Source organism: Stutzerimonas azotifigens DSM 17556, assembly GCF_000425625.1.
Lineage (GTDB): Bacteria > Pseudomonadota > Gammaproteobacteria > Pseudomonadales > Pseudomonadaceae > Stutzerimonas > Stutzerimonas azotifigens.
In genome coordinates this window covers 27,468-51,980 of the sequence record NZ_KE384419.1, presented here as the reverse complement: position 1 = coordinate 51,980, position 24,513 = coordinate 27,468, and the positions used below count along the sequence as shown (strand labels likewise).

At 67.5% G+C, this 24,513-nt stretch carries 26 protein-coding genes; 13 read left to right on the top strand and 13 right to left on the bottom strand.

Features of this window, described 5'->3' with window-relative positions; translation table 11 throughout:
* Window positions 1–70: 70 nt before the first annotated feature.
* Window positions 71–973: a tyrosine recombinase XerC gene (gene xerC, locus H610_RS0120670; protein ID WP_028241435.1), complete on the top strand. Its 903-nt coding sequence runs from the start codon at window positions 71–73 to the stop codon at window positions 971–973.
* Entirely contained in the window at window positions 973–1,671 is a 699-nt protein-coding gene (locus tag H610_RS0120665) for an HAD family hydrolase (RefSeq protein WP_028241434.1), read from the top strand. Before xerC ends, H610_RS0120665 begins: the two co-directional genes overlap by 1 nt.
* Window positions 1,672–1,936: 265 nt before the next feature.
* Here H610_RS0120665 and sutA read toward each other — a convergent pair whose 3' ends face one another.
* The 5 genes from sutA to glnK all read right to left on the bottom strand — a co-directional run bounded on the left by sutA (window position 1,937) and on the right by glnK (window position 5,917).
* The gene (gene sutA / locus H610_RS0120660) at window positions 1,937–2,260 is read right to left on the bottom strand and encodes a transcriptional regulator SutA (protein ID WP_028241433.1); all 324 of its coding nucleotides are present in this window, start codon (window positions 2,258–2,260) and stop codon (window positions 1,937–1,939) included.
* A gap of 77 nt (window positions 2,261–2,337) precedes the next feature.
* On the bottom strand, window positions 2,338–2,763 hold the full coding sequence (locus H610_RS0120655) for a secondary thiamine-phosphate synthase enzyme YjbQ (protein WP_028241432.1): 426 nt from the start codon (window positions 2,761–2,763) through the stop codon (window positions 2,338–2,340).
* Window positions 2,764–2,895: 132 nt separating this feature from the next.
* Window positions 2,896–4,149, bottom strand: coding sequence for an ammonium transporter (locus H610_RS0120650; RefSeq protein WP_028241431.1), 1,254 nt, complete (start codon window positions 4,147–4,149; stop codon window positions 2,896–2,898).
* Between the two features lie 77 nt (window positions 4,150–4,226).
* Window positions 4,227–5,546, bottom strand: a complete 1,320-nt coding sequence (locus tag H610_RS0120645; protein ID WP_028241430.1) for an ammonium transporter — start codon at window positions 5,544–5,546, stop codon at window positions 4,227–4,229.
* A 32-nt stretch (window positions 5,547–5,578) separates the two neighbouring features.
* The gene (gene glnK, locus H610_RS0120640; protein ID WP_003096476.1) at window positions 5,579–5,917 is read right to left on the bottom strand and encodes a P-II family nitrogen regulator; all 339 of its coding nucleotides are present in this window, start codon (window positions 5,915–5,917) and stop codon (window positions 5,579–5,581) included.
* 403 nt (window positions 5,918–6,320) lie between these two features.
* Here glnK and H610_RS0120635 point away from each other — a divergent pair, with 403 nt between their 5' ends.
* Both H610_RS0120635 and H610_RS0120630 read left to right on the top strand, forming a co-directional pair.
* On the top strand, window positions 6,321–6,584 hold the full coding sequence (locus tag H610_RS0120635; RefSeq protein WP_028241429.1) for an accessory factor UbiK family protein: 264 nt from the start codon (window positions 6,321–6,323) through the stop codon (window positions 6,582–6,584).
* A 32-nt stretch (window positions 6,585–6,616) separates the two neighbouring features.
* Complete coding sequence (locus H610_RS0120630) at window positions 6,617–8,113, top strand: YifB family Mg chelatase-like AAA ATPase (RefSeq protein ID WP_028241428.1); 1,497 nt, start codon at window positions 6,617–6,619, stop codon at window positions 8,111–8,113.
* Between the two features lie 3 nt (window positions 8,114–8,116).
* On the opposite strand, the gene H610_RS0120625 is transcribed toward H610_RS0120630, so the two are convergent.
* Window positions 8,117–9,778 carry a putative bifunctional diguanylate cyclase/phosphodiesterase gene (locus tag H610_RS0120625; RefSeq protein WP_028241427.1) on the bottom strand — a complete coding sequence of 554 codons (1,662 nt, stop codon included), beginning with the start codon at window positions 9,776–9,778 and terminating at the stop codon, window positions 8,117–8,119.
* Window positions 9,779–10,020: 242 nt separating this feature from the next.
* On the opposite strand from H610_RS0120625, the gene rep reads away from it, so the two are divergent.
* Window positions 10,021–12,030, top strand: a complete 2,010-nt coding sequence (rep, locus tag H610_RS0120620) for a DNA helicase Rep (RefSeq protein ID WP_028241426.1) — start codon at window positions 10,021–10,023, stop codon at window positions 12,028–12,030.
* A gap of 145 nt (window positions 12,031–12,175) precedes the next feature.
* On the opposite strand, the gene rpmG is transcribed toward rep, so the two are convergent.
* The 3 genes from rpmG to radC form a co-directional block, all read right to left on the bottom strand.
* A complete protein-coding gene (rpmG, locus tag H610_RS0120615) occupies window positions 12,176–12,331 on the bottom strand; it encodes a 50S ribosomal protein L33 (RefSeq protein ID WP_014854577.1) in 156 nt (51 codons plus the stop codon).
* Between the two features lie 11 nt (window positions 12,332–12,342).
* A complete protein-coding gene (gene rpmB / locus H610_RS0120610) occupies window positions 12,343–12,579 on the bottom strand; it encodes a 50S ribosomal protein L28 (RefSeq protein WP_028241425.1) in 237 nt (78 codons plus the stop codon).
* 320 nt (window positions 12,580–12,899) lie between these two features.
* Window positions 12,900–13,574 (bottom strand): RadC family protein, encoded by a 675-nt coding sequence (gene radC / locus H610_RS0120605; RefSeq protein WP_028241424.1) that lies wholly within the window; start codon window positions 13,572–13,574, stop codon window positions 12,900–12,902.
* Between the two features lie 132 nt (window positions 13,575–13,706).
* Between radC and coaBC the strand changes: the two genes are divergently transcribed.
* The 4 genes from coaBC to argB all read left to right on the top strand — a co-directional run bounded on the left by coaBC (window position 13,707) and on the right by argB (window position 18,925).
* Window positions 13,707–14,915 (top strand): bifunctional phosphopantothenoylcysteine decarboxylase/phosphopantothenate--cysteine ligase CoaBC, encoded by a 1,209-nt coding sequence (gene coaBC, locus H610_RS0120600; RefSeq protein ID WP_028241423.1) that lies wholly within the window; start codon window positions 13,707–13,709, stop codon window positions 14,913–14,915.
* Between the two features lies 1 nt (window position 14,916).
* Window positions 14,917–15,372 carry a dUTP diphosphatase gene (gene dut, locus H610_RS0120595; RefSeq protein WP_028241422.1) on the top strand — a complete coding sequence of 152 codons (456 nt, stop codon included), beginning with the start codon at window positions 14,917–14,919 and terminating at the stop codon, window positions 15,370–15,372.
* A gap of 1,241 nt (window positions 15,373–16,613) precedes the next feature.
* Window positions 16,614–18,005, top strand: coding sequence for a phosphomannomutase/phosphoglucomutase (algC, locus tag H610_RS25875; protein ID WP_201768387.1), 1,392 nt, complete (start codon window positions 16,614–16,616; stop codon window positions 18,003–18,005).
* 14 nt (window positions 18,006–18,019) lie between these two features.
* Window positions 18,020–18,925, top strand: coding sequence for an acetylglutamate kinase (argB, locus tag H610_RS0120585; RefSeq protein ID WP_028241420.1), 906 nt, complete (start codon window positions 18,020–18,022; stop codon window positions 18,923–18,925).
* A 60-nt stretch (window positions 18,926–18,985) separates the two neighbouring features.
* Here the strand turns inward: argB and H610_RS0120580 are convergent, their stop codons facing one another.
* Together H610_RS0120580 and pyrE are read right to left on the bottom strand one after the other, a co-directional pair.
* Window positions 18,986–19,567: a hypothetical protein gene (locus tag H610_RS0120580; protein WP_028241419.1), complete on the bottom strand. Its 582-nt coding sequence runs from the start codon at window positions 19,565–19,567 to the stop codon at window positions 18,986–18,988.
* A gap of 14 nt (window positions 19,568–19,581) precedes the next feature.
* A complete protein-coding gene (pyrE, locus tag H610_RS0120575) occupies window positions 19,582–20,223 on the bottom strand; it encodes an orotate phosphoribosyltransferase (protein WP_028241418.1) in 642 nt (213 codons plus the stop codon).
* An 84-nt stretch (window positions 20,224–20,307) separates the two neighbouring features.
* Here pyrE and H610_RS0120570 point away from each other — a divergent pair, with 84 nt between their 5' ends.
* Window positions 20,308–21,087, top strand: a complete 780-nt coding sequence (locus H610_RS0120570; RefSeq protein WP_028241417.1) for an exodeoxyribonuclease III — start codon at window positions 20,308–20,310, stop codon at window positions 21,085–21,087.
* 105 nt (window positions 21,088–21,192) lie between these two features.
* On the opposite strand, the gene H610_RS0120565 is transcribed toward H610_RS0120570, so the two are convergent.
* Window positions 21,193–21,564, bottom strand: coding sequence for a DUF4870 domain-containing protein (locus tag H610_RS0120565; RefSeq protein ID WP_028241416.1), 372 nt, complete (start codon window positions 21,562–21,564; stop codon window positions 21,193–21,195).
* Between the two features lie 10 nt (window positions 21,565–21,574).
* On the bottom strand, window positions 21,575–22,297 hold the full coding sequence (gene rph / locus H610_RS0120560; protein ID WP_028241415.1) for a ribonuclease PH: 723 nt from the start codon (window positions 22,295–22,297) through the stop codon (window positions 21,575–21,577).
* A 179-nt stretch (window positions 22,298–22,476) separates the two neighbouring features.
* On the opposite strand from rph, the gene H610_RS0120555 reads away from it, so the two are divergent.
* The 3 genes from H610_RS0120555 to rpoZ all read left to right on the top strand — a co-directional run bounded on the left by H610_RS0120555 (window position 22,477) and on the right by rpoZ (window position 24,499).
* Entirely contained in the window at window positions 22,477–23,340 is an 864-nt protein-coding gene (locus H610_RS0120555; protein WP_028241414.1) for a YicC/YloC family endoribonuclease, read from the top strand.
* Window positions 23,341–23,407: 67 nt separating this feature from the next.
* The gene (gene gmk, locus H610_RS0120550) at window positions 23,408–24,028 is read left to right on the top strand and encodes a guanylate kinase (RefSeq protein ID WP_028241413.1); all 621 of its coding nucleotides are present in this window, start codon (window positions 23,408–23,410) and stop codon (window positions 24,026–24,028) included.
* 207 nt (window positions 24,029–24,235) lie between these two features.
* A complete protein-coding gene (gene rpoZ, locus H610_RS0120545; protein WP_028241412.1) occupies window positions 24,236–24,499 on the top strand; it encodes a DNA-directed RNA polymerase subunit omega in 264 nt (87 codons plus the stop codon).
* Window positions 24,500–24,513: the final 14 nt, after the last annotated feature.

Genomic DNA, 24,513 nt, shown 5'->3' with positions numbered 1-24,513 from the left:
GCAGCTGCAGGCTGCAGCCTGCAGGAACGGATACGCAGCCGAGACCGGGTTTTGACTTGGAGCTTGACGCTTGACGCTTGCAGCCGATCTCGACGCCTACCTCGAACATCTGCGCAGCGAGCGCCAGGTGTCGCCGCACACCCTGGACGGCTACCGCCGCGACCTGAACAGGCTGCTGCCGTTCTGCGAGCAGAACGGATTGTCCGCCTGGGAGGCGCTCAAGGCCCCGCACCTGCGCCAGCTGATCGCCCGCCAGCACCGCGACGGCCAGTCCAGCCGCAGCATCGCCCGGCTGCTCTCGGCGGTCCGCGGCCTCTATGCCTACCTGGCCAGCGAAGGCCTGTGCCAGCACGACCCGGCCGCCGGCCTTTCCGCGCCCAAGGGCGAGCGCCTGCTGCCGCGCCTGCTGGACATCGACCGCGCCATGCAGCTGCTCGACGGCGGCGTGGAGGACGACTTCATCGCCCTGCGCGACCAGGCGCTGCTGGAGCTGTTCTATTCCTCCGGCCTGCGCCTGTCCGAACTGACCGGGCTGGATCTGTCGCGTCTGGATCTCGACGAGGGGCTGGTGCAGGTGTTCGGCAAGGGCAGCAAGACGCGCATCCTGCCGGTCGGACGCAAGGCGCGCGAGGCGCTGCGCGCCTGGCTGCCGCTCAGGGCGCTGGCCAACCCGGCGGACGAGGCGGTGTTCGTCAGCCGCCAGGGCCGCCGCCTGACGCCCCGCGCGGTACAGCTGCGGGTCCGCCAGGCGGGCGTGCGCGAACTGGGCCAGCACCTGCACCCGCACATGCTGCGCCACAGCTTCGCCAGCCACATGCTCGAATCCTCCCAGGACCTGCGCGCGGTGCAGGAACTGCTTGGCCACGCCGACATCGGCACCACGCAGATCTACACCCACCTGGATTTCCAGCACCTGGCCAAGGTCTACGACCAGGCGCACCCGCGCGCGCGCCGCAAGCAGGACGACGACTGATGCCCATCGAGCTAATCACCTTCGATCTCGACGACACCCTGTGGGACACGGCGCCGGTGATCCACAGCGCCGAAGCCGCCCTGCGCGACTGGCTCAACCGCCATGCGCCGCGGCTCGGCGACTTTCCCATCGAGGCCCTGTGGGCGATCCGCCGGCGCCTGGTGGAGGCCGAGCCCGGGCTGGCGCACCGCATCAGCGAACTGCGCCGACGCATCCTGCTGCATGCCCTGTGCGACGCCGGCTACGCCGAAGCGGAGGCACGCGAGCTGGCCGAAGGCGGCTTCCAGGCCTTCCTCGAGGCGCGTCATGCGGTGGAAATCTACCCCGACGTGCAGCCGACCCTGGAGCGGCTCGCCGAGCGCTACGTCCTCGGCGTGCTCACCAACGGCAATGCCGACGTGCGCCGGCTCGGGCTGGCCGACTACTTCCGCTTCACGCTCTGCGCCGAGGAACTCGGCGTTGGCAAACCGGACCCGCGCCCGTTTCGCGAGGCCCTAGGGCGCGCCGGGGTGGCGCCCGAGGCGGCGCTGCACATCGGCGACCATCCGAATGACGACATCGCCGGCGCCCAGGCCGCCGGCATGCGCGCGGTCTGGTTCAATCCCGGCCGGCGTGCCTGGCCGGACCAGCCCCCGGCCGACGCCGAGATCACCCGCCTGGCCGAGCTGCCGGCATTGCTCGAGCGCTGGCCGCACTGAGCGGCGTGGTGGCAGGAAAAAGCCCGCACCGGGCGGCAATGCAGTTCACTTAAGTGATGGACCCTTGGCCTCGGGCAGGCCTACGGCCTGCGTCGCCGCGAGGGCGCGCCTCCCACAGGGATGGGGTGGATGCCGCAAGCCCGTCGGGAACGGGCGCGGCCTCCCACGGGGCTCGGCGGGCAACTCCGCTTTTGTGGGAGGCCCGACCTCGGGGCGAGCTTGCCTACGTGAACGGCATTACGCATAGCGCGGGCTTTCGATGAACTCAGATAGGGCGGCTGCCGTATTTGCTGTCCGGCTTCTTCGGCGGATCGGCCACCACGTTTGGCTCGACCTCCTGCACCTTGCCGCCGCGCGCCAGGAACTCCTCCATGGCCCGCGCCAGCTCTTCGCGCTCGCGCTGCTTGGCTTCGAGGCTCGGCAGTTCCTCCGGCTCGGGCGCCTTGCTCTTCTTCTTCGGCGTGGGGGTCTCTTCGCTGTCCGCACTGTCGTCGGTGGCATCGTCCCCGTCGTCGGCCGCGCTCAGCTCCTCCCCCTCATCCTCGTCGGTCACCTCGAGGTCGTCCTGTTCCAGTTCTTCTTCGCTCATGTTCCACCCCAATGGCTCGCATAAAGCAGGTCGGTTATAGCCCGCGGACGGTCGTTGCCGTCCTTATGTTCAAACACTCAACGCTCCATGCCCTGCAGCGTCGCGAGCAGCTTCCGGGCACCACCCCGATCGCGGTGTTCGCCCAGGTAGATGCCCTGCCACGTACCCAGGGCCAGCCGCCCCTCGCAGACCGGCAGACTCAGCTGGCAACCGAGCAGGCTCGACTTGAAATGCGCTGGCAGATCGTCCGGCCCCTCGTAGTCGTGCTCGTAGCCCGGCTCGCCTTGCGGCACCAGCCGATTGAAAAAACGTTCGAAATCGCGCCGGACGGCGCCGTCGGCATTCTCGTTGATGGTCAGCGAGGCCGAGGTGTGCTGCAGCCACAGGTGTAACAGACCCACCTGGCAAAGCGACAGTTCCGGCACGCCCGCCACAACCTCGTCGGTGATCAGATGAAAGCCTCGCGGCCGCGGCCGGAGCACGATGGACGTCTGCCGCCACATGCAAGCTGTCCTCGAAAAACCGGTTGGATCGTCGGCCGCCGGCAAGCGTTCCCGCGACTCGGCGCGCATTCTAGCGTTCCGCCAGAAAAAACAAAGGGCGCCGTTCGGCGCCCTTTGTCAGACTTCGGAAGATCACGCCTTGCGGGTGAACTCCGGGTAGGCTTCCATCCCGCATTCGGAGATGTCGACGCCGGCGTATTCCTCTTCCTCGCTGACGCGCAGGCCGATCACCGCCTTGATGATCGCCCAGACGATCAGGCTGGCGATGAACACCCAGGCGAAGATGCAGACGATGCCGAGCAGCTGGGCGCCGAGGCTGGCGTCCGGGTTGGTGAAGCACACCGCCAGCACGCCCCAGATGCCGACCACGCCGTGGACCGAGATGGCACCGACCGGATCGTCGATCTTGAATTTATCCAGGGTCAGGATGCTGAACACCACCAGCACGCCGCCGACCCCACCGATCAGGGCCGCCTGCAGGGCGCTCGGGGTGAGTGGTTCGGCGGTGATCGCGACCAGGCCGGCCAGGGCACCGTTGAGAATCATGGTCAGGTCGGCCTTGCCGAACATCAGGCGGGCGACGATCATCGCTGCGATCAGGCCGCCGGCAGCCGCCAGGTTGGTGTTGACGAACACCTGGGCGACGGCGTTGGCGTCCTCGATGGTGCTCATGCGCAGCTGCGAGCCGCCGTTGAAGCCGAACCAGCCCAGCCAGAGAATGAAGGTGCCGAGGGTGGCCAGCGGCAGGTTGGCGCCGGGGAAGGCGTTGATCTGGCCGTTGGGACCGTACTTGCCCTTGCGCGCACCGAGCAGCAGGACACCGGCCAGCGCGGCAGCAGCACCGGTCATGTGCACCACACCGGAACCGGCGTAGTCGAGGAAGCCGGCCTCGTCGAGGAAACCGCCGCCCCACTTCCAGAAGCCTTGAATCGGGTAAATGAAGCCGGTCATCACCACGGCGAAGGCGAGGAAGGCCCAGAGCTTCATCCGCTCGGCGACCGCACCGGAGACCACCGACATGGCGGTGGCGGTGAACACGATCTGGAAGAAGAAGTCCGAACGCGCCGCGTAGTAGGGCGCGTCCTCGCCACCGGCGGCGACCACGTCCACGGCGTTCTCGTCACCGATCAGGAAGCCCAGGCTCGGCAGGATGCCGCCTTCGGGGCTCGAGTACATGATGTAGTAGCCCACCAGCAGGTACATGACCGAGGCCACCGCGTAGAGCACGATGTTCTTAGTCAGGATCTCGGTGGTGTTCTTGGCGCGTACCAGGCCCGATTCGAGCATGGCGAAGCCCGCGGCCATCCACATGACCAGGGCACCGCAGATGAGGAAGTAGAAGGTGTCGAGCCCGTACTGGACTCCGATCATTGCTGTGTTGTCCATTTTTCACCTCTTGCCGTAGCGCCGGGGGCGCTAGTCGGTTTAAGTGGCCCGGGGTTGGCTCCGGGCGCTCCGTGTGCTTACAGGTTGTAGCCGCGTTCGTTATGTGCGGAGAGATCGAGACCGATCGTCTCCTGCTCCTCGCCGACGCGCAGGCCCATCACCAGATCCAGGACCTTGAGGATCACGAAGGTCACTACCGCCGTGTAGACCACCGTGAACAGCACGCCCTTGAACTGGATGAAGAACTGCGCGGCGATGTTCTCCACCTCGCCGAAACCGCCCAGCGACGGAGCGGCGAACACGCCGGTGAGCAGTGCGCCGACGATGCCGCCGATGCCATGTACGCCGAACGCATCCAGGGAGTCGTCGTAGCCGAGCCGGCGCTTGAGGCTGGTGGCGCAGAAGAAGCACACCACGCCGGACACCAGGCCGATCACCAGTGCCCCGACCGGTCCGGCGGTGCCTGCGGCCGGCGTGATGGCGACCAGACCGGCGACCACGCCCGAGGCGATGCCCAGGGCGCTCGGTTTGCCGTGGGTCGCCCACTCGGCGAACATCCAGGCCAGCGCGGCAGCCGCGGTGGCGATCTGCGTCACCAGCATGGCCATGCCGGCGGTGCCGTTGGCCGCCACCGCCGAGCCGGCGTTGAAGCCGAACCAGCCGATCCACAGCATGGCGGCGCCGACCAGGGTGTAGCCCAGGTTGTGCGGCGCCATGGCGACGTTCGGATAGCCCTTGCGCTTGCCGATCACCAGGCAGGCGATCAGGCCGGCGACACCGGCGTTGATGTGCACCACGGTGCCGCCGGCGAAGTCCAGCACGCCCCAGTCCCACATCAGGCCGCCGTCGCCGCTCCAGACCATGTGCGCGATCGGTGCGTAGACGAAGGTGAACCACAGCGCCATGAACACCAGCATCGCCGAGAACTTCATGCGCTCGGCGAAGGCACCGACGATCAGCGCCGGGGTGATGATGGCGAAGGTCATCTGGAAGGTGACGAAAACGCTCTCGGGGAAGGCGCCGACCAGGCTGTCCGTCGTCAGTCCCGCGAGGAAGGCCCGTTCCAGGCCACCGACGAAGGAATTGAAGTTGGTCACGCCGGCTTCCATACCGCTGGTATCGAAGGCCAGGCTGTAGCCGTAGATCATCCAGAGGATGCTGATCAGGCCGGTGATGGCGAAGCACTGCATCATCACCGAGAGGATGTTCTTCGAGCGGACCATGCCGCCGTAGAACAGCGCCAGGCCCGGGATGGTCATGAACAGCACCAGCGCGGTGGCGGTCAGCATCCAGGCCGTGTCGCCGCTATCGAGCATCGCCTCCTGGGCCACGGCCAGGCCGGGCACAAAAAGCAGGGACAAAAGGGCTCCTAGCCCTGCGAAACTTCGCAGAGTCATGTCTTACTCCTGGGGCGGGGGTTAGGAGGCGCTTAGATGGCGTCGGTGTCGGTTTCGCCAGTCCGGATGCGGATCGCCTGCTCCAGATTGACCACGAAAATCTTGCCGTCCCCGATCTTGCCGGTGTTCGCCGCCTTGGTGATCGCCTCGATCACTCGATCGAGCTGATCGTCGGCGATCGCGACGTCGATCTTGACCTTCGGCAGGAAGTCGACGACGTATTCGGCGCCGCGATAGAGCTCGGTATGTCCCTTCTGACGGCCGAAGCCCTTGACCTCGGTGACGGTGATGCCCTGTACGCCGATTTCCGACAGTGACTCACGCACGTCGTCCAGCTTGAACGGCTTGATGATGGCAGTGACTAGTTTCATGAAGACTTCTCCCGATTAGGTGGACTTGCCCCAGAAGTACGAACCCCGGCTCAAGTCTAAGCTCAGTGTCTGGTTGTTGTAACGCGCCGACCCCACCGGTCGGCCCTCCGACACCATCAACCGCGCCGACGAACATCCTTACCTCGTCCTTCTTGCACCAGCCCCTAGGATGGTGCACGCGACATGGGGCCTGAAGCAGAAAGGGTGCCAAGTTGCATCGATGCCCGAACGGCAAGGCCTATGCGGCCGAGGCCGACGTCGGGGCATATGGAGAAGACATGCTTCGCACTAAATTGGTGCTACCGCACTGCCAACCTTGATCTAAATGTGTGCACGGCACGCCCGGGGACGCCGATTTTCACCGTGTTACACTTCAGCGCCTTGCAGACAGGAGCGCACGTGCATGTTGCCGCCAAAAGCCTTTCTCGATGCCCTCGGCGCCCAGGCGTCGCGCCTTTTCAACGGTGAGTCGCCGCTTCCGCGCGCCGAATTCGAGGCGCAGTTCAAGGCGCTCGTGCAGAGCGCGCTGGGCAAGCTGGACGTGGTCAGCCGCGAGGAGTTCGACAGCCAGATGGTCGTGCTGGCCCGCACCCGCGCGCGCCTCGAGGCGCTCGAAGCGCGGGTCGCGGAACTGGAGCAGAAGCTGACGCCACCGCCCGCCGAATAACGGGCCCCGTCACGATCAAGGAGTGATCGAAGATGTCCCTGGCGATCGTTTTCAGCCGCGCCCAGGTGGGCGTGGAGGCGCCTGCCGTGACGGTCGAGGCGCACCTGGCCAATGGCCTACCGTCGCTGGCGCTGGTCGGCCTGCCGGAAACCGCGGTCAAGGAAAGCAAGGACCGCGTGCGCAGCGCCATCCTCACCTCCGGGTTCGACTTCCCGGCCCGCCGCATCACCCTCAACCTGGCGCCCGCCGACCTGCCGAAGGACGGCGGGCGCTTCGACCTGGCCATCGCCCTGGGCATTCTCGCCGCCAGCGGCCAGTTGCCCGAAGGTTGCCTGGGCGGTGCCGAATGCCTCGGCGAGCTGGCGCTTTCCGGAGCGCTCAGGCCGGTGCAGGGCGTGCTGCCGGCGGCCCTGGCGGCACGCGCCGCCGGGCGCGCCCTGATCGTCCCCAAGGCCAATGCCGAGGAAGCCAGCCTCGCCTCCGGGCTGGTGGTCCATGCGGCCGAGCACCTGCTCGAGGTCGCCGCACACCTCAATGGCCAGCAGCCGCTGCCGCGCTACCAGGCCGCCGGCCTGCTGCGGCGTACCCTGCCCTACCCCGACCTGGCGGACGTGCAGGGCCAGCTCGCCGCCAAGCGCGGCCTGCTGATCGCCGCGGCCGGTTCGCACAACCTGCTGTTTTCGGGCCCGCCGGGCACCGGCAAGACCCTGCTCGCCAGCCGCCTGCCCGGGCTGCTGCCGCCGCTGGACGAAAGCGAGGCGCTGGAAGTCGCGGCGATCCATTCGGTGGCCGCCCAGGGGCCGCTGGAGCACTGGCCGCAGCGGCCGTTCCGCCAGCCGCATCACAGCGCCTCGGGCCCGGCGCTGGTCGGCGGCGGCAGCCGCCCACGGCCGGGCGAGATCACCCTGGCGCACCAGGGCGTGCTGTTCCTCGACGAACTGCCGGAGTTCGACCGCAAGGTGCTGGAAGTGCTGCGCGAGCCGCTGGAGAGCGGCCAGATCGTGATCGCCCGGGCGCGCGACAAGGTGAGTTTCCCGGCACGCTTCCAACTGGTCGCGGCGATGAATCCCTGCCCGTGCGGCTACCTCGGCGACCCCAGCGGGCGCTGTCGCTGCACGCCGGACCAGATCCAGCGCTACCGCGGCAAGCTATCCGGCCCGCTGCTCGATCGCATCGACCTGCACCTGACGGTGGCGCGCGAAGCCACCGCGCTCGGCGCCAGCGCCGCCCCCGGCCAGAGCAGCGCGGAGGCGGCCGCGCTGGTGGCCGGCGCCCGGGCACGGCAGCTGGCGCGCCAAGGCTGCGCCAACGCCTTCCTCGACCTCGCCGGCCTGAAGGCGCACTGCGCGCTGGCCGACGAGGACCGGCAATGGCTCGAACGCGCCTGCGAACGGCTGGGGCTGTCGCTGCGCGCGGCGCATCGGCTGCTCAAGGTGGCCCGCACGCTCGCCGATCTCGAGGAATCCGACGTCATCACCCGGGCGCATCTGGCCGAGGCGCTGCAGTACCGCCCCGGCAGCCAGTCCTGAGGCTCAGGCGCCGACCGGGGCGCGACGCCCCTCGGCGAAGAAGTCGAACAGTTCGTTGATCGGCAGCGGCTTGCTGACCAGGTAGCCCTGCACCTGGTCAGCACCCAGGTTGCGCAGCAGGGCCAGCTGCCTGGGCGTTTCCACTCCTTCGGCCACCACCTCCAGCCGCAGGTTGCGGCCCAGCGCGATCATCGCCTGCACCAGCCGATGCCCCTCGGGTCGCTCTTCTATGGCGAGGATGAAGCTGCGGTCGATCTTCAGCAGCGCCACCGGCAGGCTCTTGAGGTGCACGAACGAGGAGAAGCCGGTGCCGAAGTCATCGAGGGAAAAACGCACACCCAGGGTCTCGAGCGCCTGCATGGTCTCCCGCACCGGGTCGCTGCGGCGCATCACCGCGGTTTCGGTCAGCTCGAACTCCAGCCAGCTGGGGTCGATGCCGCGCTCGGCGATCAGCCGCTGCAGGGTCGGCAGCAGCTGGCTGTCCTGGAACTGGCGGAACGAGAGGTTGATCGCCAGGTGCATGCCTCCCAGCCCCCGCGCGTTCAGGCGCTGCATGTCGCGCAGCGCGCGATCGATCACCCAGTAGCCCAGCGGCACGATCAGGCCGCTTTCCTCGGCCATCGGAATGAACTCGGTGGGCGCCATCAGGCCGCGCTTGCCGCGCCGCCAGCGCACCAGCGCTTCCATGCCGACGATACGGCCGTCCTCGAGACTCATGCGCGGCTGGTAGTGCAGCTCCAGCTCGTCCCGGCGCAGCGCGCGACGCAGCTCGCCTTCCAGATCGGCCAGGCTGCGCGCGCTGCGGTGCAGGCGCTCCTGGTAAAGATGCCAGGTGCAGCCCTGCCCGGCCTTGGCCTGGCGCATGGCGATCTGCGCGTGCCACATCAGGTGGTCCGGCTCGGCATCGACGCCGGCGCGGGCGATTCCCAGGCTGCAGCCGAGCATCAGCGTCTCGCCGTCCAGCCAGTAGGGCTCGCCGAGGGCCTCCACCACCCGGTCGGCGATTCGTTCGAGCCGGCCCGGGTCGCGGCGCACATCAAGCAGCAGGGCGAATTCATCGCCGGCGGTGCGCGCCAGGCTGTCGCCGGCCTCCAGCTGCGCCTTGAGCCGCGCCACCACCTGCAGGATCAGGCGGTCGCCGGCCTGGTGGCCGAGCGCCTCGTTGACCCGGCGGAAATGGTCCAGATCGAGCAGCCCGAGCGCAACGCCCTGGCTGCCGTATTCCGCCAGGCGATTCTCCAACTGGGCCTGGAAGCCTTGGCGGTTGGCGATGCCGGTGAGCGGGTCCTGCGCGGACAGGCGCTGCAGCAGGCCCTGCAGGCGCAGGCGTTCGCGGGCGTAACGCAGCGTCCTGCGCAGGGTCTCCGGTTGGAGTTGATCGCCGAGCAGCCAGTCGATGGCGTCGGTCGGCGCGCTGGCGGGCTCTTCCTCCAGCAGCAGGATGACCGGCCAGGCACAGGCCTCGGCCGGCGGGCGGCAGCCCGGGGTGGTGATCAGCAGGCCCTGGCTGGCCGCGCGCACATCGGACGGCACCGCCGACCAGCTGGGCGCGATCAGCGGCAGGAAACCGACCGCCCGATCAGCCAGGCATGCGCGCAGACGCTCGATCCAGTCGGCGCGCTCGGCCAACAGAACCAGTCGCGTGGGCTTGGTGGACGCGGACAAAACCTCTCCTAGGGATGACCAGGGTGCGAGGCCCTGGCGGTGAATTCGATGATTTTCCTATGGCAAGCGGCCACTTTTTACGTGAGATCGCCGCAACTGAGCCGCGAGATGCTAAAGGAATACGGCGCCATCTTCGCCCGTGACGCGACGACCGGTTCCCTTGGCAGCGATGGAGACGGGTGTCGTGTTTGTCTCCCTGCTACACTCGCGCCTAGCTTTCAATCGCATACCGTCCCTCGCCCATGTCCCGACTCAATCCCCGGCAGCAGGAAGCCGTGAACTACGTCGGCGGCCCACTGCTGGTGCTCGCCGGTGCCGGTTCCGGCAAGACCAGCGTGATCACCCGCAAGATCGCCTACCTCATCCAGCAGTGCGGCATCCGCGCGCAGTACATCGTCGCGGTGACCTTCACCAACAAGGCCGCGCGCGAGATGAAGGAGCGGGTCGGCAGCCTGCTGCGCGCCGGCGAGGGCAAGGGCCTGACGGTGTCGACCTTCCACAACCTGGGCCTGAACATCATCCGCAAGGAGCACGCGCGGCTGGGCTACAAGCCAGGCTTTTCGATCTTCGATGAAGGCGACATCAAGGCGCTGCTGTCCGACATCATGCAGAAGGAGTACGCCGGCGACGACGGCGTCGACGAGATCAAGAACCTCATCGGCACCTGGAAGAACGACCTGGTGCTACCCGAGGAGGCGCTGGCCAGCGCCCGCGGGCCGAAGGAGCAGACCGCCGCGATCGTCTACCTGCACTACCAGCGCACGCTCAAGGCCTACAACGCGGTGGACTTCGACGACCTCATCCTGATGCCGGTGAAGCTGTTCCAGGACCACCCCGACATCCTCGAGAAGTGGCAGAACCGCGTGCGCTACATGCTCGTCGACGAATACCAGGACACCAACACCAGCCAGTACCTGCTGGTGAAGCTGCTGGTCAAGGACCGTGCCCAGTTCACCGTGGTCGGCGACGACGACCAGTCGATCTACGCCTGGCGCGGCGCGCGGCCGGAGAACCTGATGCAGCTCAAGGAGGATTTCCCCTCGCTGAAGGTGGTGATGCTCGAGCAGAACTACCGCTCCACCAGCCGCATCCTCAAGTGCGCCAACGTGCTGATCGCCAACAACCCGCACGTGTTCGAGAAGCAGCTGTGGAGCGAGATGGGCCACGGCGACCCGATCCGGGTGATCCGCTGCCGCAACGAGGAGGCCGAATGCGAGCGCATCGCCATGGAAATCCTCACGCTGCACCTGAAGACCGACCGGCCCTACAGCGACTTCGCCATCCTCTACCGCGGCAACCATCAGGCCAAGCTGATGGAGATCAAGCTGCAGCACCACCAGATCCCCTACCGGCTTTCCGGCGGCACCAGCTTCTTCGGCCGCCAGGAGGTCAAGGACCTGATGTCCTACTTCCGCCTGCTGGTCAATCCGGACGACGACAACGCCTTCCTGCGGGTGATCAACGTGCCGCGCCGCGAGATCGGCTCGACCACGCTGGAAAAGCTCGGCAACTACGCCACCGAGCGCAAGATCTCGATGTACGCGGCCTGCGAGGAAATGGGGCTGTCCGAGCATCTCGACGCGCGCTTCACCGAGCGGCTGTCGCGCTTCAAGCGCTACATGGACGAGCTGCGCCGGCAGTGCGCGCAGAACGACCCGATCGCCGCGCTGCGCAGCATGGTGATGGACATCGACTACGAGACCTGGGTGCGCTCGCAGACCTCCAGCGACAAGGCTGCGGACTTCCGCATGAGCAACGTCTGGTTCCTCATCGACGCGCTGAAGAACACCCTCGAGCGCGACGAGGAGGGCGACATGACCATCGAGCAGGCGATCGCCAAGCTGGTCCTGCGCGACATGCTCGAGCGCCAGCAGGAGGAAGAGGAAGGCGCCGAAGGGGTGCAGATGATGACCCTGCACGCGTCCAAGGGCCTGGAGTTTCCCTACGTGTTCATCATGGGCATGGAGGAGGAGCTGCTGCCGCACCGTTCCAGCATCGAGGCCGACACCATCGAAGAAGAGCGCCGCCTGGCCTACGTCGGCATCACCCGCGCCCGCCAGACGCTGGCCTTCACCTACGCCGCCAAGCGCCGGCAGTACGGCGAGGTGATCGAGTGCATGCCGAGCCGCTTCCTGGACGAACTGCCGCCCGAGGACCTGGAGTGGGAAGGCCAGGAAGACGCGCCGGTGGAAGCGAAGGCCGCACGCGGCAACGATGCGCTGGCGGCGATGCGGGCCATGCTCAAGCGCTGAGCCGCGACTGCGGATTCTTGAGGCGCGCGGAGGGCGCTGCCATGGCGGTTCGCGAGCAGGCTCGCTCCTACGCACGGTGACGTCGCCGCTCAACGCAAAAGAAAAAGCCCGCCGAACGGCGGGCTTTTCGTCAAGGGCCGATCAATTACTTGATCTTGGCTTCCTTGTAGATCACGTGCTTGCGAACCACCGGATCGTACTTCTTGATCTCGATCTTGTCGGGGGTCGTACGCTTGTTCTTGTCGGTGGTGTAGAAGTGGCCGGTACCGGCGCTGGACACCAAACGGATCAGGTCACGCATGATTGCTCTCCTTAAACCTTCTCGCCACGAGCGCGCAGCTCGGCCAGGACGACGTCGATGCCACGCTTGTCGATGACACGCATGCCCTTGGCGGAAACGCGCAGACGCACGAAACGCTTCTCGGACTCGACCCAGAAACGGTGCTGCTGCAGGTTCGGCAGGAAACGACGGCGGGTTTTGTTGTGTGCGTGGGAAATGTTGTTCCCGGTTACCGGACCCTTACCGGTAACTTGACAGACTCTCGACATGCCTCAGCCCTCTAAACCACATGCCCAACCCGGCATGGGTTGGCCGCTTGAACTCTTGATTGATGGCGCCGCGCGCCGCGTTTCATCAGGGTAATGCCGGCTACACATTCAAGCGAAGAAACCGGGCCCCTAGAAAAGAGCGCTGCTTTATATCAGAAAGGGGGATGGGCAACAAGCGCGCGATGGCTGAGGGGGACGGGTGGAACAGGGCATCAGGAGGCTTGAGGCTTGAGGCTTGAGGCTTGAGGCTTGAGGCCGAGTATCGAACCGCGCACCTACCCTCGTCCAGCCTTCCAGCCTCCCCACCTCCCAACCGCTTTTCAGATCCACCCCCACTCCGCCATCGACAGCGGCTCGCCGTCGCCGATGATGAAGTGATCGAGCACGCGCACGTCCACCAGGGCCAGCGCGTCCTTCAGGCGCTGCGTGAGCGAGCGGTCGGCCTGGCTCGGTTCGGCGACGCCGGAGGGGTGGTTGTGGGCGAGGATCAGCGCCGCCGCGTTGTGCGCCAGGGCGCGCTTGACCACCTGGCGCGGGTACACGCTGGCGCCGTCGATGGTGCCGTGGAAGAGCACCTCGAACGCCAGCACGCGGTGCTTCGCGTCGAGGAACAGGCAGGCGAACAGTTCGTGCGGTTCGTGACGCAGCCGCGCCTTGAGGTAGTCGCGCACCGCCTGCGGGCTTTCCAGCGCCGAGTCGCGGCGCATCCGTTCGGCTAGGTGCCGCCGGCCCATCTCCAGCACCGCCTGCAGCTGGGCGAACTTCGCCGGCCCGAGCCCCAGATGGGCGCTGAAGCGCGGCAGGTCGGCCTCGAGCAGGGCGCGCAGGCTGCCGAACTCCGACAGCAGCTGGCGGGCCAGGTCGACCGCGCTGCAGCCGGCCACGCCGGTGCGCAGGAAGATGGCCAGCAGCTCGGCGTCCGACAACGCCGCAGCGCCTTGCTCCAGCAGCTTTTCCCGCGGTCGTTCGGCCGCCGGCCAATCGCGAATGCTCATGCCTTCTCCCTGTCGAGCCCGCCGCTTGTCCCTGTCGGCGCTGTGCTATCTTAGCCGTCCTTTTCATTCGGCGACCGCTCGTGCCGGGCCCGGTCGGGATGCACAGTTCACAGATTGCAACAAGGCAGGCCTATGCAGCGGCTGTATCGTAAACGCATCGTGCTGGGCGTCGGTGGAGGGATCGCCGCCTATAAAAGTGCCGAGCTGGTTCGCCGACTGCGCGACCACGGCGCCGAGGTGCGGGTGGTGATGACCCAGGGCGGCCGCGAGTTCATCACCCCGCTGACCTTGCAGGCGCTGTCGGGCCATCCGGTGCACCTGGATCTGCTCGATCCCGCCGCCGAAGCCGCCATGGGCCACATCGAACTGGCGCGCTGGGCCGACCTCATCCTGGTCGCGCCGGCCACCGCCGACCTCATGGCACGCCTGGCCCAGGGCGTGGCCAACGACCTGCTGACCACCCTGGTGCTGGCCACCGACGCCCCCGTGGCGCTGGCCCCGGCGATGAACCAGGCGATGTGGCGCGACCCGGCGACCCAGGGGAACGCCCAGCGCCTGCTCGAGCGCGGCTTTCGCCTGTTCGGCCCGGCGGCCGGCAGCCAGGCCTGCGGCGACGTCGGCCCCGGCCGCATGCTCGAGGCCGAGGAACTGGCCCATGCCGCCGCCGACTGCTTCGAGCGCGCGCTGCTGACCGGCCGCCACGTGCTGATCACCGCCGGACCGACCCAGGAGAACATCGACCCGGTGCGCTACATCACCAACCACAGCTCGGGAAAGATGGGCTTCGCCCTCGCCGAGGCCGCCGCCGAGGCGGGTGCCCGGGTGACCCTGGTGGCCGGCCCGGTGCACCTGCCGACGCCCGACCGCGTGCAGCGCATCGACGTGGTCAGCGCCCGCGACATGCTGGCCGCCTGCGAGGCCGCGATGCCCTGCGACCTGCTGATCGCCGCCGCGGCAGTGGCCGACTACCGTCCGGAAGTGATCGCCCCGCAGAAACTCAAGAAGGACCCGACCCGCGGCGACGGCCTGCTGCTCGAGCTGGTGCGCAACCCGGACATCCTCGCCACCCTCGCCGGCCGCCCCGACCGGCCGTTCAGCGTCGGCTTCGCGGCCGAGACCGAGAACCTGCTCGACTACGCCACCCGCAAGCTGCGCGACAAGAACCTCGACCTCATCGTCGCCAACGACGTGGCCAATCCCAGCATCGGTTTCAACAGCGAAGAGAACGCGGTCACGGTCATCGATCGCCAGCAGCATCAGACTCGCTTCTCCCAGGCCAGCAAGGGGCGCATCGCCCGCCAGCTGGTCACCTTCATCGCCGACCGCCTCGACCAGAGCTGACATGCACAAGCTTCAAGCGAAGATCCTCGACCCGCGCCTCGGGCGCGACTTCCCCCTGCCCGCCTATGCGACACCCGGCTCCGCCGGCCTCGACCTGCGCGCCATGCTCGAGGCCGACACCCGGCTGATGCCCGGCGAGACCCTCCTGATTCCCACCGGCCTGGCGATCCACATCGCCGACCCGACCCTGGCCGCGCTGGTCCTGCCGCGCTCCGGCCTCGGCCACAAGCACGGCATCGTGCTGGGCAACCTGGTCGGCCTGATCGATTCGGACTACCAGGGGCAGTTGATGGTGTCCTGCTGGAACCGCGGGCAACAGGCGTTCGACATCGCCGTCGGCGAGCGCATCGCCCAGCTCGTGCTGGTACCGGTGATCCAGGCGGCCTTCGAGCTGGTCGACCAGTTCGACGACAGCCAGCGCGGCGCGGGGGGCTTCGGCCACTCCGGCAGCCACTGACAGACGCCTACCAGCAGGAACGCTCGCAAGCCGCCATGAAAGGACTCAAGCGCAGTAAACAGCCCGCCCAGACCCTGACCGTCGCCAATGCGCTGCCCGCCACCCCGCGGCGTACCGGCTCCCCACTCAAGCCCCTGCTTCCCGGCCTGGTCGCCAGCCTCGCCGGCGTGCTGGCCGCCGCCGCCCTGACGTTCTTCGCCTTCGATACCCTGCGCGAACAGCAGACCCGCGCGGTCGCCCAGGCCTGGGGCCAGGGACAGGCCGGCGCGCTGCAGGGCGTGCTGCAGCGGCTCGATGGCGACACCCAGGCCGCGGCCGTCTCGCCGCAGGTAGCCGAGGCGCTCGACAGCGGTGACCCGAGCCGCATCGCCGCGGCGGAGCGGCGCCTGGTCGAGACCAGCGGCACGCTCGATGCCCACCTCAGCCTGCGCGGTCGGGCGACCCTGGAGACCGAAGCCCCCGGCCCGGTCGGCTTCGCCATCCTCGACCTGTTGCAGCGCGCCGAGCAGGGCCAGCGCCCGTCGCCGGAAGCCTACCAGGTGGAGGGGCGCTGGCTGGTCTACAGCGTCGCGGCGGTCCGCGAAACGCCGCAACAGCCGATTCTCGGCACGCTGGTGCGGGTCGTCACGCTGGATCGGCTGCTCGAGCCGCTGCCGCCACTGCCCTCCGGCGCCGGCCAGCTGCGCCTGGTGCAGCAGTTCCCCAAGGGGCCGGCCCAGGTGCTCGCCGAGCGCGGCAGCGCCGGCCGGTCGTCGCACGCGCTCAGCCTGCCCAGCGGCAATCCGCACTGGACGCTGAGCTACCTGCCTGGCGCCGCCCCGTCGGCGCCGGCCGCCGCCTGGCCGCTGCTGCTCGCCGCGCTGCTGGCACTCGGCGGCGCCTGGTTCGGCCTGCAACTGGTGCTTGGCGGCCAGCAGCGGCGGCTGCGCGAGGACGTCCGCCAACTGGCGCAGCTGGTGCAGGAACTCTCGCAGGGCAAACCCATCCAAACACCGAGCTTGAGCCTGGCCGCGCTCGACGCACTGGCCAGGAGCCTGGCTCGTCTGCCACGACGCGCACCCGGATCGCCCCCGGGCCCCGCTCCGGTCAGCGTCGCTGCCGAGGCGGCGCCCCGCCCCGGGTCCGCCAAAGCCACCGAGTACATCGACCCGCAGCTTCCGGACACCGATATCCTCGACATCGACATTCTCGACGAGGACCAAGACCTGCTTGGCCTCGATAGCATGGAGCGAGAAACCGCAATGAGCAGCGTCACAGCCCCCCGCTTGCCCGCCAGCATCTTCCGCGCGTACGACATCCGCGGCGTGGTCGGCGACACCCTCACGCCGGAAATCGCCTACTGGATCGGTCGCGCCGTCGGCTCCGAGAGCCTGGCACGCGGCGAGCCGAACGTTTCGGTCGGCCGGGACGGCCGCCTTTCGGGGCCCGAGCTGGTCCAGCAACTGATCCAGGGCCTGGCCGACTGCGGCTGCACGGTCAGCGACATCGGCATGGTGCCGACCCCCGTCCTCTATTACGCCGCCAACACCCTGGCCGGCAAATCCGGCGTGATGCTCACCGGCAGCCACAACCCACCGGACTACAACGGCTTCAAGATCGTGATCGCCGGCGACACCCTGGCCAACGAGCAGATTCAGGCGCTGCGCCAGCGCATCGAGACCGGCAACCTGGCCGAAGGCGTCGGCCGCATCGAGCAGGTCGACGTGCTCGACAGCTATTTCCAGCGCATCCGCGACGACATGGCCATCGCCCGCCGCCTGAAGGTGGTGGTGGACTGCGGCAACGGCGTGGCCGGGGTGATCGCCCCGCGCCTGATCGAGGCCATGGGCTGCGAGGTGATCCCGTTGTACTGCGACGTCGACGGCCACTTCCCGAACCATCACCCGGACCCGGGCAAGCCGGAGAACCTCGAGGACCTGATCGCCCGCGTGCGCAGCGAGAAGGCCGACCTAGGCCTGGCCTTCGACGGCGACGGCGACCGCGTCGGCGTGGTGACCAACGAAGGCAGCATCGTCTATCCCGACCGCCTGCTGATGCTGTTCGCCAAGGACGTGGTGTCGCGCAACCCCGGCGCGGACATCATCTTCGACGTCAAGTGCACGCGCCGCCTGACCCCGCTGATCAGCGGCTACGGCGGTCGCCCGGTGATGTGGAAGACCGGACACTCGCTGATCAAGAAGAAGATGAAGGAATCCGGCGCCCTGCTCGCCGGCGAGATGAGCGGCCACATCTTCTTCAAGGAACGCTGGTTCGGCTTCGACGACGGCATCTACAGCGCTGCCCGTCTGCTGGAGATCCTCAGCCAGGACAAGCGCACCAGCGAGCAGGTGTTCGCCGCCTTCCCGAACGACATCTCCACCCCCGAGATCAACATCACCGTCACCGAGGAAAGCAAGTTCGCCCTGATCGACGCCCTGCAGCGCGACGCCCAGTGGGGCGAGGCGAACCTGACCACCCTCGACGGCGTCCGCGTCGACTACCCGAAGGGCTGGGGCCTGGTGCGCGCCTCCAACACCACGCCGGTGCTGGTGCTGCGCTTCGAGGCGGAAAGCGAGCAGGAGCTCAAGCGCATACAGGAAGTCTTCCGCGCGCAGCTTTATACTGTCGCGCCTGACCTGACCCTGCCGTTCTGACCGCGGAGCCCTGCATGACCCTCAGCCGTGAAGCCGCCACCCAATTCGCCCAGGTACTGTCCGAGGCGCTGCCCTACATCCGCCGCTTCGTCGGCAAGACGCTGGTCGTCAAGTACGGCGGCAATGCCATGGAGAGCGAGGAGCTGAAGACCGGCTTCGCCCGGGACATGGTGCTGATGAAGGCGGTGGGCATCAATCCGGTGGTGGTTCACGGTGGCGGCCCGCAGATCGGCGACCTGCTCAAGCGCCTGAACATCGAGAGCCATTTCATCGACGGCATGCGCGTGACCGACCGCGCCACCATGGACGTCGTCGAGATGGTGCTCGGCGGCCAGGTTAACAAGAGCATCGTCACCCTGATCAACCAGCACGGCGGCAGCGCCATCGGCATGACCGGCAAGGACGCCCGCCTGATCCGCGCCAAAAAGCTCATGGCGACACGGCAGACGCCCGGCATGACGCAGCCGGAGATCATCGACATCGGCCAGGTCGGCGAAGTCACCGGGGTCAACGTCGAGCTGCTGGACATGCTGGTGCGCGGCAACTTCATCCCGGTGATCGCGCCGATCGGCGTCGGCCCGGACGGTGAGTCCTACAACATCAACGCCGACCTGGTGGCGGGCAAGGTGGCCGAAGCCTTGAAGGCCGAGAAGCTCATGCTGCTAACCAACATCGCCGGCCTGATGGACAAGCAGGGCCAGGTGCTGACCGGGCTGACCACCACGCAGGTCGATGCGCTGATCGCAGACGGCACCATCTACGGCGGCATGCTGCCGAAGATCCGCTGCGCCCTCGAGGCGGTCCAGGGCGGCGTCACCAGCGCGCACATCATCGACGGGCGGGTACCCAACGCAGTGCTGCTGGAGATCTTCACCGACATCGGCGTCGGCACCCTGATCACCAACCGCAAGTTCCACTGAGACACGCACCAATACGACGAGGGCGCCTTGCGGCGCCCTCGTCGTTTCATCCCACCGTGCCTACTTCAGGCCGAGCAGCTCGCCGATGCGCGCGCGGTCGGCATCGAAGCTCTGTTCCGCCTGCTGCCGCGCCGTACGATAGCGCTCGATGTCGCGCTCGACCCGCGCCTGGTCCTTCTTCAGGCCTTCCAGTTGAGTCAGCAGCGCGTCCGGCACCTTGCGCCCGGCCCGCTCGTGGTCGGCCGCCTGGCTCTGCAGGTTGGCCTGCTGCGTCCGCAGGGACTGAAGGTTGCCGCTGGCGATGCCCATGACGCTGTCCAGCTCGGCGAGCTTGCGCGCCTTGGCCCGGTCGACGTCGCCCGTACTGGCGTACAGGCGCAGCAGACGGGTATCCGAACTGGCCCGGGCCTGCTCCTCCAGCCGCTGTTGCAGCGCCTCGCGGCTGGATGGCGGCACCACGCGCACCACCCGCCCCTGCGGGTTCAGCACCTCGTAGCCGTTGCCAATGTACTGCGGCGGTACGCCCTGCCGGTCGAGCACCACCACTCCCTTGTCGTTGGTGTAACGATACAGCTCGGCGCCGTCGGCCGCCCAGGCCGGAGCGGCGAGTATCAGCAACACACAGGCGAGCGGCTTGATCATGATCTCTCCCTCGATCAGATTCCGTATTCGGCTCGATAGGCCTCCACCGCCGGAAGGTGGGCCTTGAGCGCGTCGTCCGAGGCCAGATATTCCAGCACCTGGGACAAGGACACAATACTTACCACGGGCATGGCGTAGTCCCGCTCGACTTCCTGGATCGCCGACAGCTCGCCACGCCCGCGCTCCTCGCGGTTCAGCGCGATCAGCACGCCGGCGGCCTGCGCGCCCTGCGCCTGGACGATCTGCATGACCTCGCGGATAGCGGTGCCCGCGGTGATCACGTCGTCGACGATCAACACCCGGCCGGTCAGCGGCGCACCGACCAGGGTGCCGCCCTCGCCGTGGTCCTTGGCCTCCTTGCGGTTGAAGCACCAGGGCAGGTCGCGGCCGTGATGCTCGGCCAGCGCGATGGCGGTCGCCGCGGCCAGCGGGATGCCCTTGTAGGCGGGGCCGAACAGCATGTCGAAGGGTACGCCGCTGTCGACCAGGGCGGCGGCATAGAAACGCCCGAGCTGCGAGAGGGCAGCGCCGCTGTCGAACAGCCCGGCATTGAAGAAGTAGGGACTGGTGCGACCCGACTTGAGAGTGAACTGACCGAAGCGCAGAACACCGCGTTCGATGGCAAAGCGGATGAACTCGCGCTGGTACGCCTGCATGAACGAAAGACCCCGTAAACCACGAATTTAGCTAATTGCAAAGAGCTCGGTTATCATACACGCACGTGTTTTCAGGGGCCATTTATGCGGATCATCAGCGTCAACGTGAATGGCATTCAAGCGGCGGCACAGCGGGGTTTGCTCAGCTGGCTTCAAGCGCAGAATGCCGATGTCATTTGCCTGCAGGATACCCGCGCCTCTGTAGTGGAACTCGACGATCCGGCCTATCAACTGGACGGGTATTTCCTCTATTCGGTAGATGCCGAAATTCCCGAGCAAGGTGGAGTCGCCCTCTATTCGCGCCTGCAACCGAAGGCGATCATCATGGGCCTGGGTTTCGAAACAGCCGACCGCTACGGGCGCTACCTGCAGGCCGACTTCGACAAGGTCAGCATCGCCACGCTGCTGCTGCCTTCGGGCCAGGACGGCGATGGCAGCCTGAACCAGAAGTTCAAGTTCATGGACGACTTCACCCTCTACCTGGACAAGCAGCGCCGCAAGCGCCGCGAGTACCTGTACTGCGGGTCGCTGTACGTCGCCCACCAGAAACTCGACGTGAAGAACTGGCGCGACTGCCAGCAGTCGCCCGGCTTCCTCGCGCCCGAGCGCGCCTGGCTGGACGAGGTGTTCGGCACCATGGGCTACGTCGATGCGCTGCGCGAAGTCACCCGCGAAGGCGACCTCTACAGCTGGTGGCCGGACACCGAGCAGGCCGAGATGCTGAACCTCGGCTGGCGCTTCGACTACCACGTGCTCACCCCGGGCCTGCGGCGCTTCGTGCGCAACGCTCGCCTGCCGCGCCAGCCACGCTTCTCACAGCATGCGCCGCTGATCGTCGACTACGACTGGACGCTCAGTATCTAAAACAGGCTACAGGCTACAGGCTACAGGCTACAGGCCCTCAGCGTGGCGATCGCAGCTTCTGCTTGCCGCTTGTAGCCTGCCGCCTGCCGCCTGCAGCCAGCTTTTCTATTTCACCAGCCGCCAGCAGAACGGATAGCGATAGGGCTTGCCTTCGTTCGCGCGGATGCCGGCGATGACCACCAGCACCAGCGCGACCAGGCTGACCAGCACCATCAGCGGGAAGCCGATCAGCACCCAGGCCAGCACGCCGCAGATCATCAGCCAGAGGCTGAAGGTGATCTGGAAGTTCAGCGCCTCCCTGCCCTGTTGATCGATGAAGGGATCGGCGTCCTTCTTCAGCTGCCAGAGGATCAGCGGGCCGAGCACGTTGCCGATCATCGGCACGATGAACCAGCAGAACGCCGAATAGTGGCAGAGCATCGCCCAGCGCCGGGCCTCCGGCGAGGGCATCGGGACCAGGGCCTGCTCGTCGCGCATGGCGCCCTCCTCAGTCGGCCAGCGCCGCGCGCTGCAGCTCGAACAGCTGGCGCACGCCCGCCTGCGCCAGCGCCAGCATGGCGTTGAGCTCGTCCGGCTGGAAGGGCGCACCCTCGGCGGTGCCCTGCACCTCGATGAAGCCGCCGGTGCTGGTCATCACCACGTTCAGGTCGGTCTCGGCGGCCGAATCCTCCAGGTAGTCCAGGTCCAGCACCGGTTCGCCCTGGTAGATGCCGACCGACACCGCCGCGACCATCTGCTTCAACGGGTCGCCAGCCTTCAGCCCGCCGCGTTTCTTCAGCACTTTCAGCGCGTCGACCACGGCGACCATCGCCCCGGTGATCGAGGCGGTACGGGTGCCGCCGTCGGCCTGGATCACGTCGCAGTCGATGTACAGGGTGTTCTCGCCCAGCTTGGTCATGTCCAGCGCGGCGCGCAGCGAGCGGCCGATCAGGCGCTGGATCTCCAGCGTGCGCCCGCCTTGCTTGCCGCGACTGGCCTCGCGCTGGTTACGCTCGCCGGTGGCCCGCGGCAGCATGCCGTACTCGGCGGTCAGCCAGCCCTGGCCCTGCCCCTTGAGGAAGCGCGGCACCCCGGTCTCGATGCTCGCGGTGCATATCACCCGGGTGTCGCCGAACTCAACCAGCACCGAACCTTCGGCGTGCTTGGTGTAGTTGCGGGTGATGCGGATCGGACGCAGCTGATCGGCTGCGCGGCCACTGGGACGCTTCATGGTGGAACCCTTAGGTCAGGCGAGAGTGGCGGCCATTATAGAGGGAGCCGACGAGCTTCTGGGTGGACCGTCCGCCCTGCGGCGAAAAAAGCCGGCACCGCTCGCCGCGCCCGGCGCCACACCCTTCGCCGAATTCCTTTACAATCCACGCCCTTTCGACGCACGACCGAGAGGTGACGATGATCCACAGCATGACGGCCTTCGCCCGTGCCGAACAGGCCACGGCGCGCGGCACCCTGAGCTGGGAAATCCGCTCGGTCAACCACCGCTACCTGGAGCCGCACCTGCGCCTGCCGGAAGCCTTCCGCGACCTCGAGGGCCCGGTGCGCGAACGCCTGCGCCAGGGGCTGTCGCGCGGCAAGGTGGAGTGCACCCTGCGCTTCACCGAGGACAGCGCCGGCAAGCCGCTGCAGGTCGACCGCGAGCGCGCCGCGCAGCTGATCGCCGCAGCCGAGGAAGTCGCCGGGCTGATCGCCGCCCCCGCCGCGCTCAACCCGCTGGAGGTACTCGCCTGGCCCGGTGTGCTGGTGGGCGACGCGGCCGATCCGCAGGCACTGAACAAGGCCGCCCTCGGCCTGTTCCAGAGCGCGCTCGACGAACTGCGCGAAGGTCGCCGGCGCGAGGGCGAGGAACTGGCACGGCTGCTGGGCGAGCGGTTGGACGGCATCCTGGATGATATCGACCGGCTGCGCGAGCAGGTGCCGCACATGCTTGCCGCCCAGCGGCAGAAGATTCTCGATCGCTTCGCCGAGCTGGCAATCGAACTCGATGCCCAACGCGTCGAACAGGAGATGGTGCTGCTGGCGCAGAAGAGCGACGTCGCCGAAGAATTGGACCGCCTCGGCACCCACGTCGCCGAGGTGCGCCGGGTGCTCGCCGCCGGCGGCGCGGCCGGGCGGCGGCTGGACTTCCTCATGCAGGAACTCAACCGCGAGGCCAACACGCTCGGCTCCAAGGCCTTCGACCCGCGCAGCACGGCGGCGGCGGTGAATCTCAAGGTGCTGATCGAGCAGATGCGCGAGCAGGTCCAGAACATCGAATGAGCGCGCTAGACTCTCGGCCTGATCCGCGCCAGGCCGCCCGCATTGCGGCCCCACTCAGGAACCTGCCATGACTGCCACATCCGGCACCCTCTACATCGTTTCCGCGCCGTCGGGCGCCGGCAAGACCAGCCTGGTCAAGGCGCTGATCGAGTCGCAGCCCCAGATCCGCGTGTCGGTTTCGCACACCACCCGCGCCATGCGCCCGGGCGAGGTGGACGGAGTCAACTACCACTTCGTCAGCCGCGAGGAGTTCCTCGAGCGCCTGTCGCGCAACGAGTTCCTCGAGCACGCCGAGGTATTCGGCAACCTCTACGGCACCTCGCAGCGCTGGCTGGAGGAGACTCTCGCCGAAGGCTACGACCTGATCCTCGAGATCGACTGGCAGGGCGCCCAGCAGGTGCGCCGGCTGATGCCGCAGGCGCGCTCGATCTTCATCCTGCCGCCGACCCAGGAGGCCCTGCGCCAGCGCCTGACCAGCCGCGGCCAGGACAGCGATGAGATCATCGAGCGGCGCATGCGCGAGGCGGTCAGCGAGATGAGCCACTACGCCGAATACGACTACCTGGTGATCAACGACGAGTTCGCCCACGCCCTCGCCGACCTGGCGGCCATCTTCCGCGCCAACCAGCTGCGCCAGGAAGCCCAGCAGCGGCGCTACGCCGCCCTGCTGCAGCAGTTGCTGGTGTAGGCTGGGTCGAGGAGCGAGGCGACGAAGCCCAACGGAACACGGCTGACGGCGCCGCCTGGGGTTCGGCATGTTGGGCTTCGCTGCGCTCGACCCGACCTACAGGCGAGCGCCGCGCTCGGCGGCCCTTCCCTTCGCATCGGCGATTTTCTAGACTACTCAGTCCGCCCGCCCGTAGCGTGGGCTCCGTATCGAATCACGAGGAACACCATGGCCCGCGTCACCGTTGAAGACTGCCTGGACAACGTCGATAACCGTTTCGAGCTGGTAATGCTGGCCACCAAGCGTTCGCGCCAGCTGGCCACCGGCGGCAAGGAGCCGAAGGTCGCCTGGGAGAACGACAAGCCGACCGTAGTCGCCCTGCGCGAAATCGCCTCCGGCCTGGTCGACTACGACGTCATCGCCCAAGACGAGATCGTCGAGGAAGAGCCGCTGTTCATCCAGTACGAGGAAGAGCCGAACGAGGCCCTCTGACCTACATGCCAGGA

What these genes read in the sequence shown, in the direction of transcription:
- rph (WP_028241415.1), bottom strand. Translation starts at nt 22,297, where the DNA reads ATGAAGCGTCCCAGTGGCCGCGCAGCCGATCAGCTGCGTCCGATCCGC.
- H610_RS0120630 (WP_028241428.1), top strand. Translation starts at nt 6,617, where the DNA reads ATGTCCCTGGCGATCGTTTTCAGCCGCGCCCAGGTGGGCGTGGAGGCG.
- H610_RS0120635 (WP_028241429.1), top strand. Translation starts at nt 6,321, where the DNA reads ATGTTGCCGCCAAAAGCCTTTCTCGATGCCCTCGGCGCCCAGGCGTCG.
- H610_RS0120655 (WP_028241432.1), bottom strand. Translation starts at nt 2,763, where the DNA reads ATGTGGCGGCAGACGTCCATCGTGCTCCGGCCGCGGCCGCGAGGCTTT.
- pyrE (WP_028241418.1), bottom strand. Translation starts at nt 20,223, where the DNA reads ATGCAGGCGTACCAGCGCGAGTTCATCCGCTTTGCCATCGAACGCGGT.
- sutA (WP_028241433.1), bottom strand. Translation starts at nt 2,260, where the DNA reads ATGAGCGAAGAAGAACTGGAACAGGACGACCTCGAGGTGACCGACGAG.
- H610_RS0120580 (WP_028241419.1), bottom strand. Translation starts at nt 19,567, where the DNA reads ATGATCAAGCCGCTCGCCTGTGTGTTGCTGATACTCGCCGCTCCGGCC.
- dut (WP_028241422.1), top strand. Translation starts at nt 14,917, where the DNA reads ATGCACAAGCTTCAAGCGAAGATCCTCGACCCGCGCCTCGGGCGCGAC.
- glnK (WP_003096476.1), bottom strand. Translation starts at nt 5,917, where the DNA reads ATGAAACTAGTCACTGCCATCATCAAGCCGTTCAAGCTGGACGACGTG.
- rpoZ (WP_028241412.1), top strand. Translation starts at nt 24,236, where the DNA reads ATGGCCCGCGTCACCGTTGAAGACTGCCTGGACAACGTCGATAACCGT.
- gmk (WP_028241413.1), top strand. Translation starts at nt 23,408, where the DNA reads ATGACTGCCACATCCGGCACCCTCTACATCGTTTCCGCGCCGTCGGGC.
- H610_RS0120645 (WP_028241430.1), bottom strand. Translation starts at nt 5,546, where the DNA reads ATGACTCTGCGAAGTTTCGCAGGGCTAGGAGCCCTTTTGTCCCTGCTT.
- H610_RS0120555 (WP_028241414.1), top strand. Translation starts at nt 22,477, where the DNA reads ATGATCCACAGCATGACGGCCTTCGCCCGTGCCGAACAGGCCACGGCG.
- rpmG (WP_014854577.1), bottom strand. Translation starts at nt 12,331, where the DNA reads ATGCGTGACCTGATCCGTTTGGTGTCCAGCGCCGGTACCGGCCACTTC.
- coaBC (WP_028241423.1), top strand. Translation starts at nt 13,707, where the DNA reads ATGCAGCGGCTGTATCGTAAACGCATCGTGCTGGGCGTCGGTGGAGGG.
- H610_RS0120565 (WP_028241416.1), bottom strand. Translation starts at nt 21,564, where the DNA reads ATGCGCGACGAGCAGGCCCTGGTCCCGATGCCCTCGCCGGAGGCCCGG.
- algC (WP_201768387.1), top strand. Translation starts at nt 16,614, where the DNA reads ATGAGCAGCGTCACAGCCCCCCGCTTGCCCGCCAGCATCTTCCGCGCG.
- H610_RS0120650 (WP_028241431.1), bottom strand. Translation starts at nt 4,149, where the DNA reads ATGGACAACACAGCAATGATCGGAGTCCAGTACGGGCTCGACACCTTC.
- H610_RS0120665 (WP_028241434.1), top strand. Translation starts at nt 973, where the DNA reads ATGCCCATCGAGCTAATCACCTTCGATCTCGACGACACCCTGTGGGAC.
- radC (WP_028241424.1), bottom strand. Translation starts at nt 13,574, where the DNA reads ATGAGCATTCGCGATTGGCCGGCGGCCGAACGACCGCGGGAAAAGCTG.
- rpmB (WP_028241425.1), bottom strand. Translation starts at nt 12,579, where the DNA reads ATGTCGAGAGTCTGTCAAGTTACCGGTAAGGGTCCGGTAACCGGGAAC.
- argB (WP_028241420.1), top strand. Translation starts at nt 18,020, where the DNA reads ATGACCCTCAGCCGTGAAGCCGCCACCCAATTCGCCCAGGTACTGTCC.
- rep (WP_028241426.1), top strand. Translation starts at nt 10,021, where the DNA reads ATGTCCCGACTCAATCCCCGGCAGCAGGAAGCCGTGAACTACGTCGGC.
- H610_RS0120570 (WP_028241417.1), top strand. Translation starts at nt 20,308, where the DNA reads ATGCGGATCATCAGCGTCAACGTGAATGGCATTCAAGCGGCGGCACAG.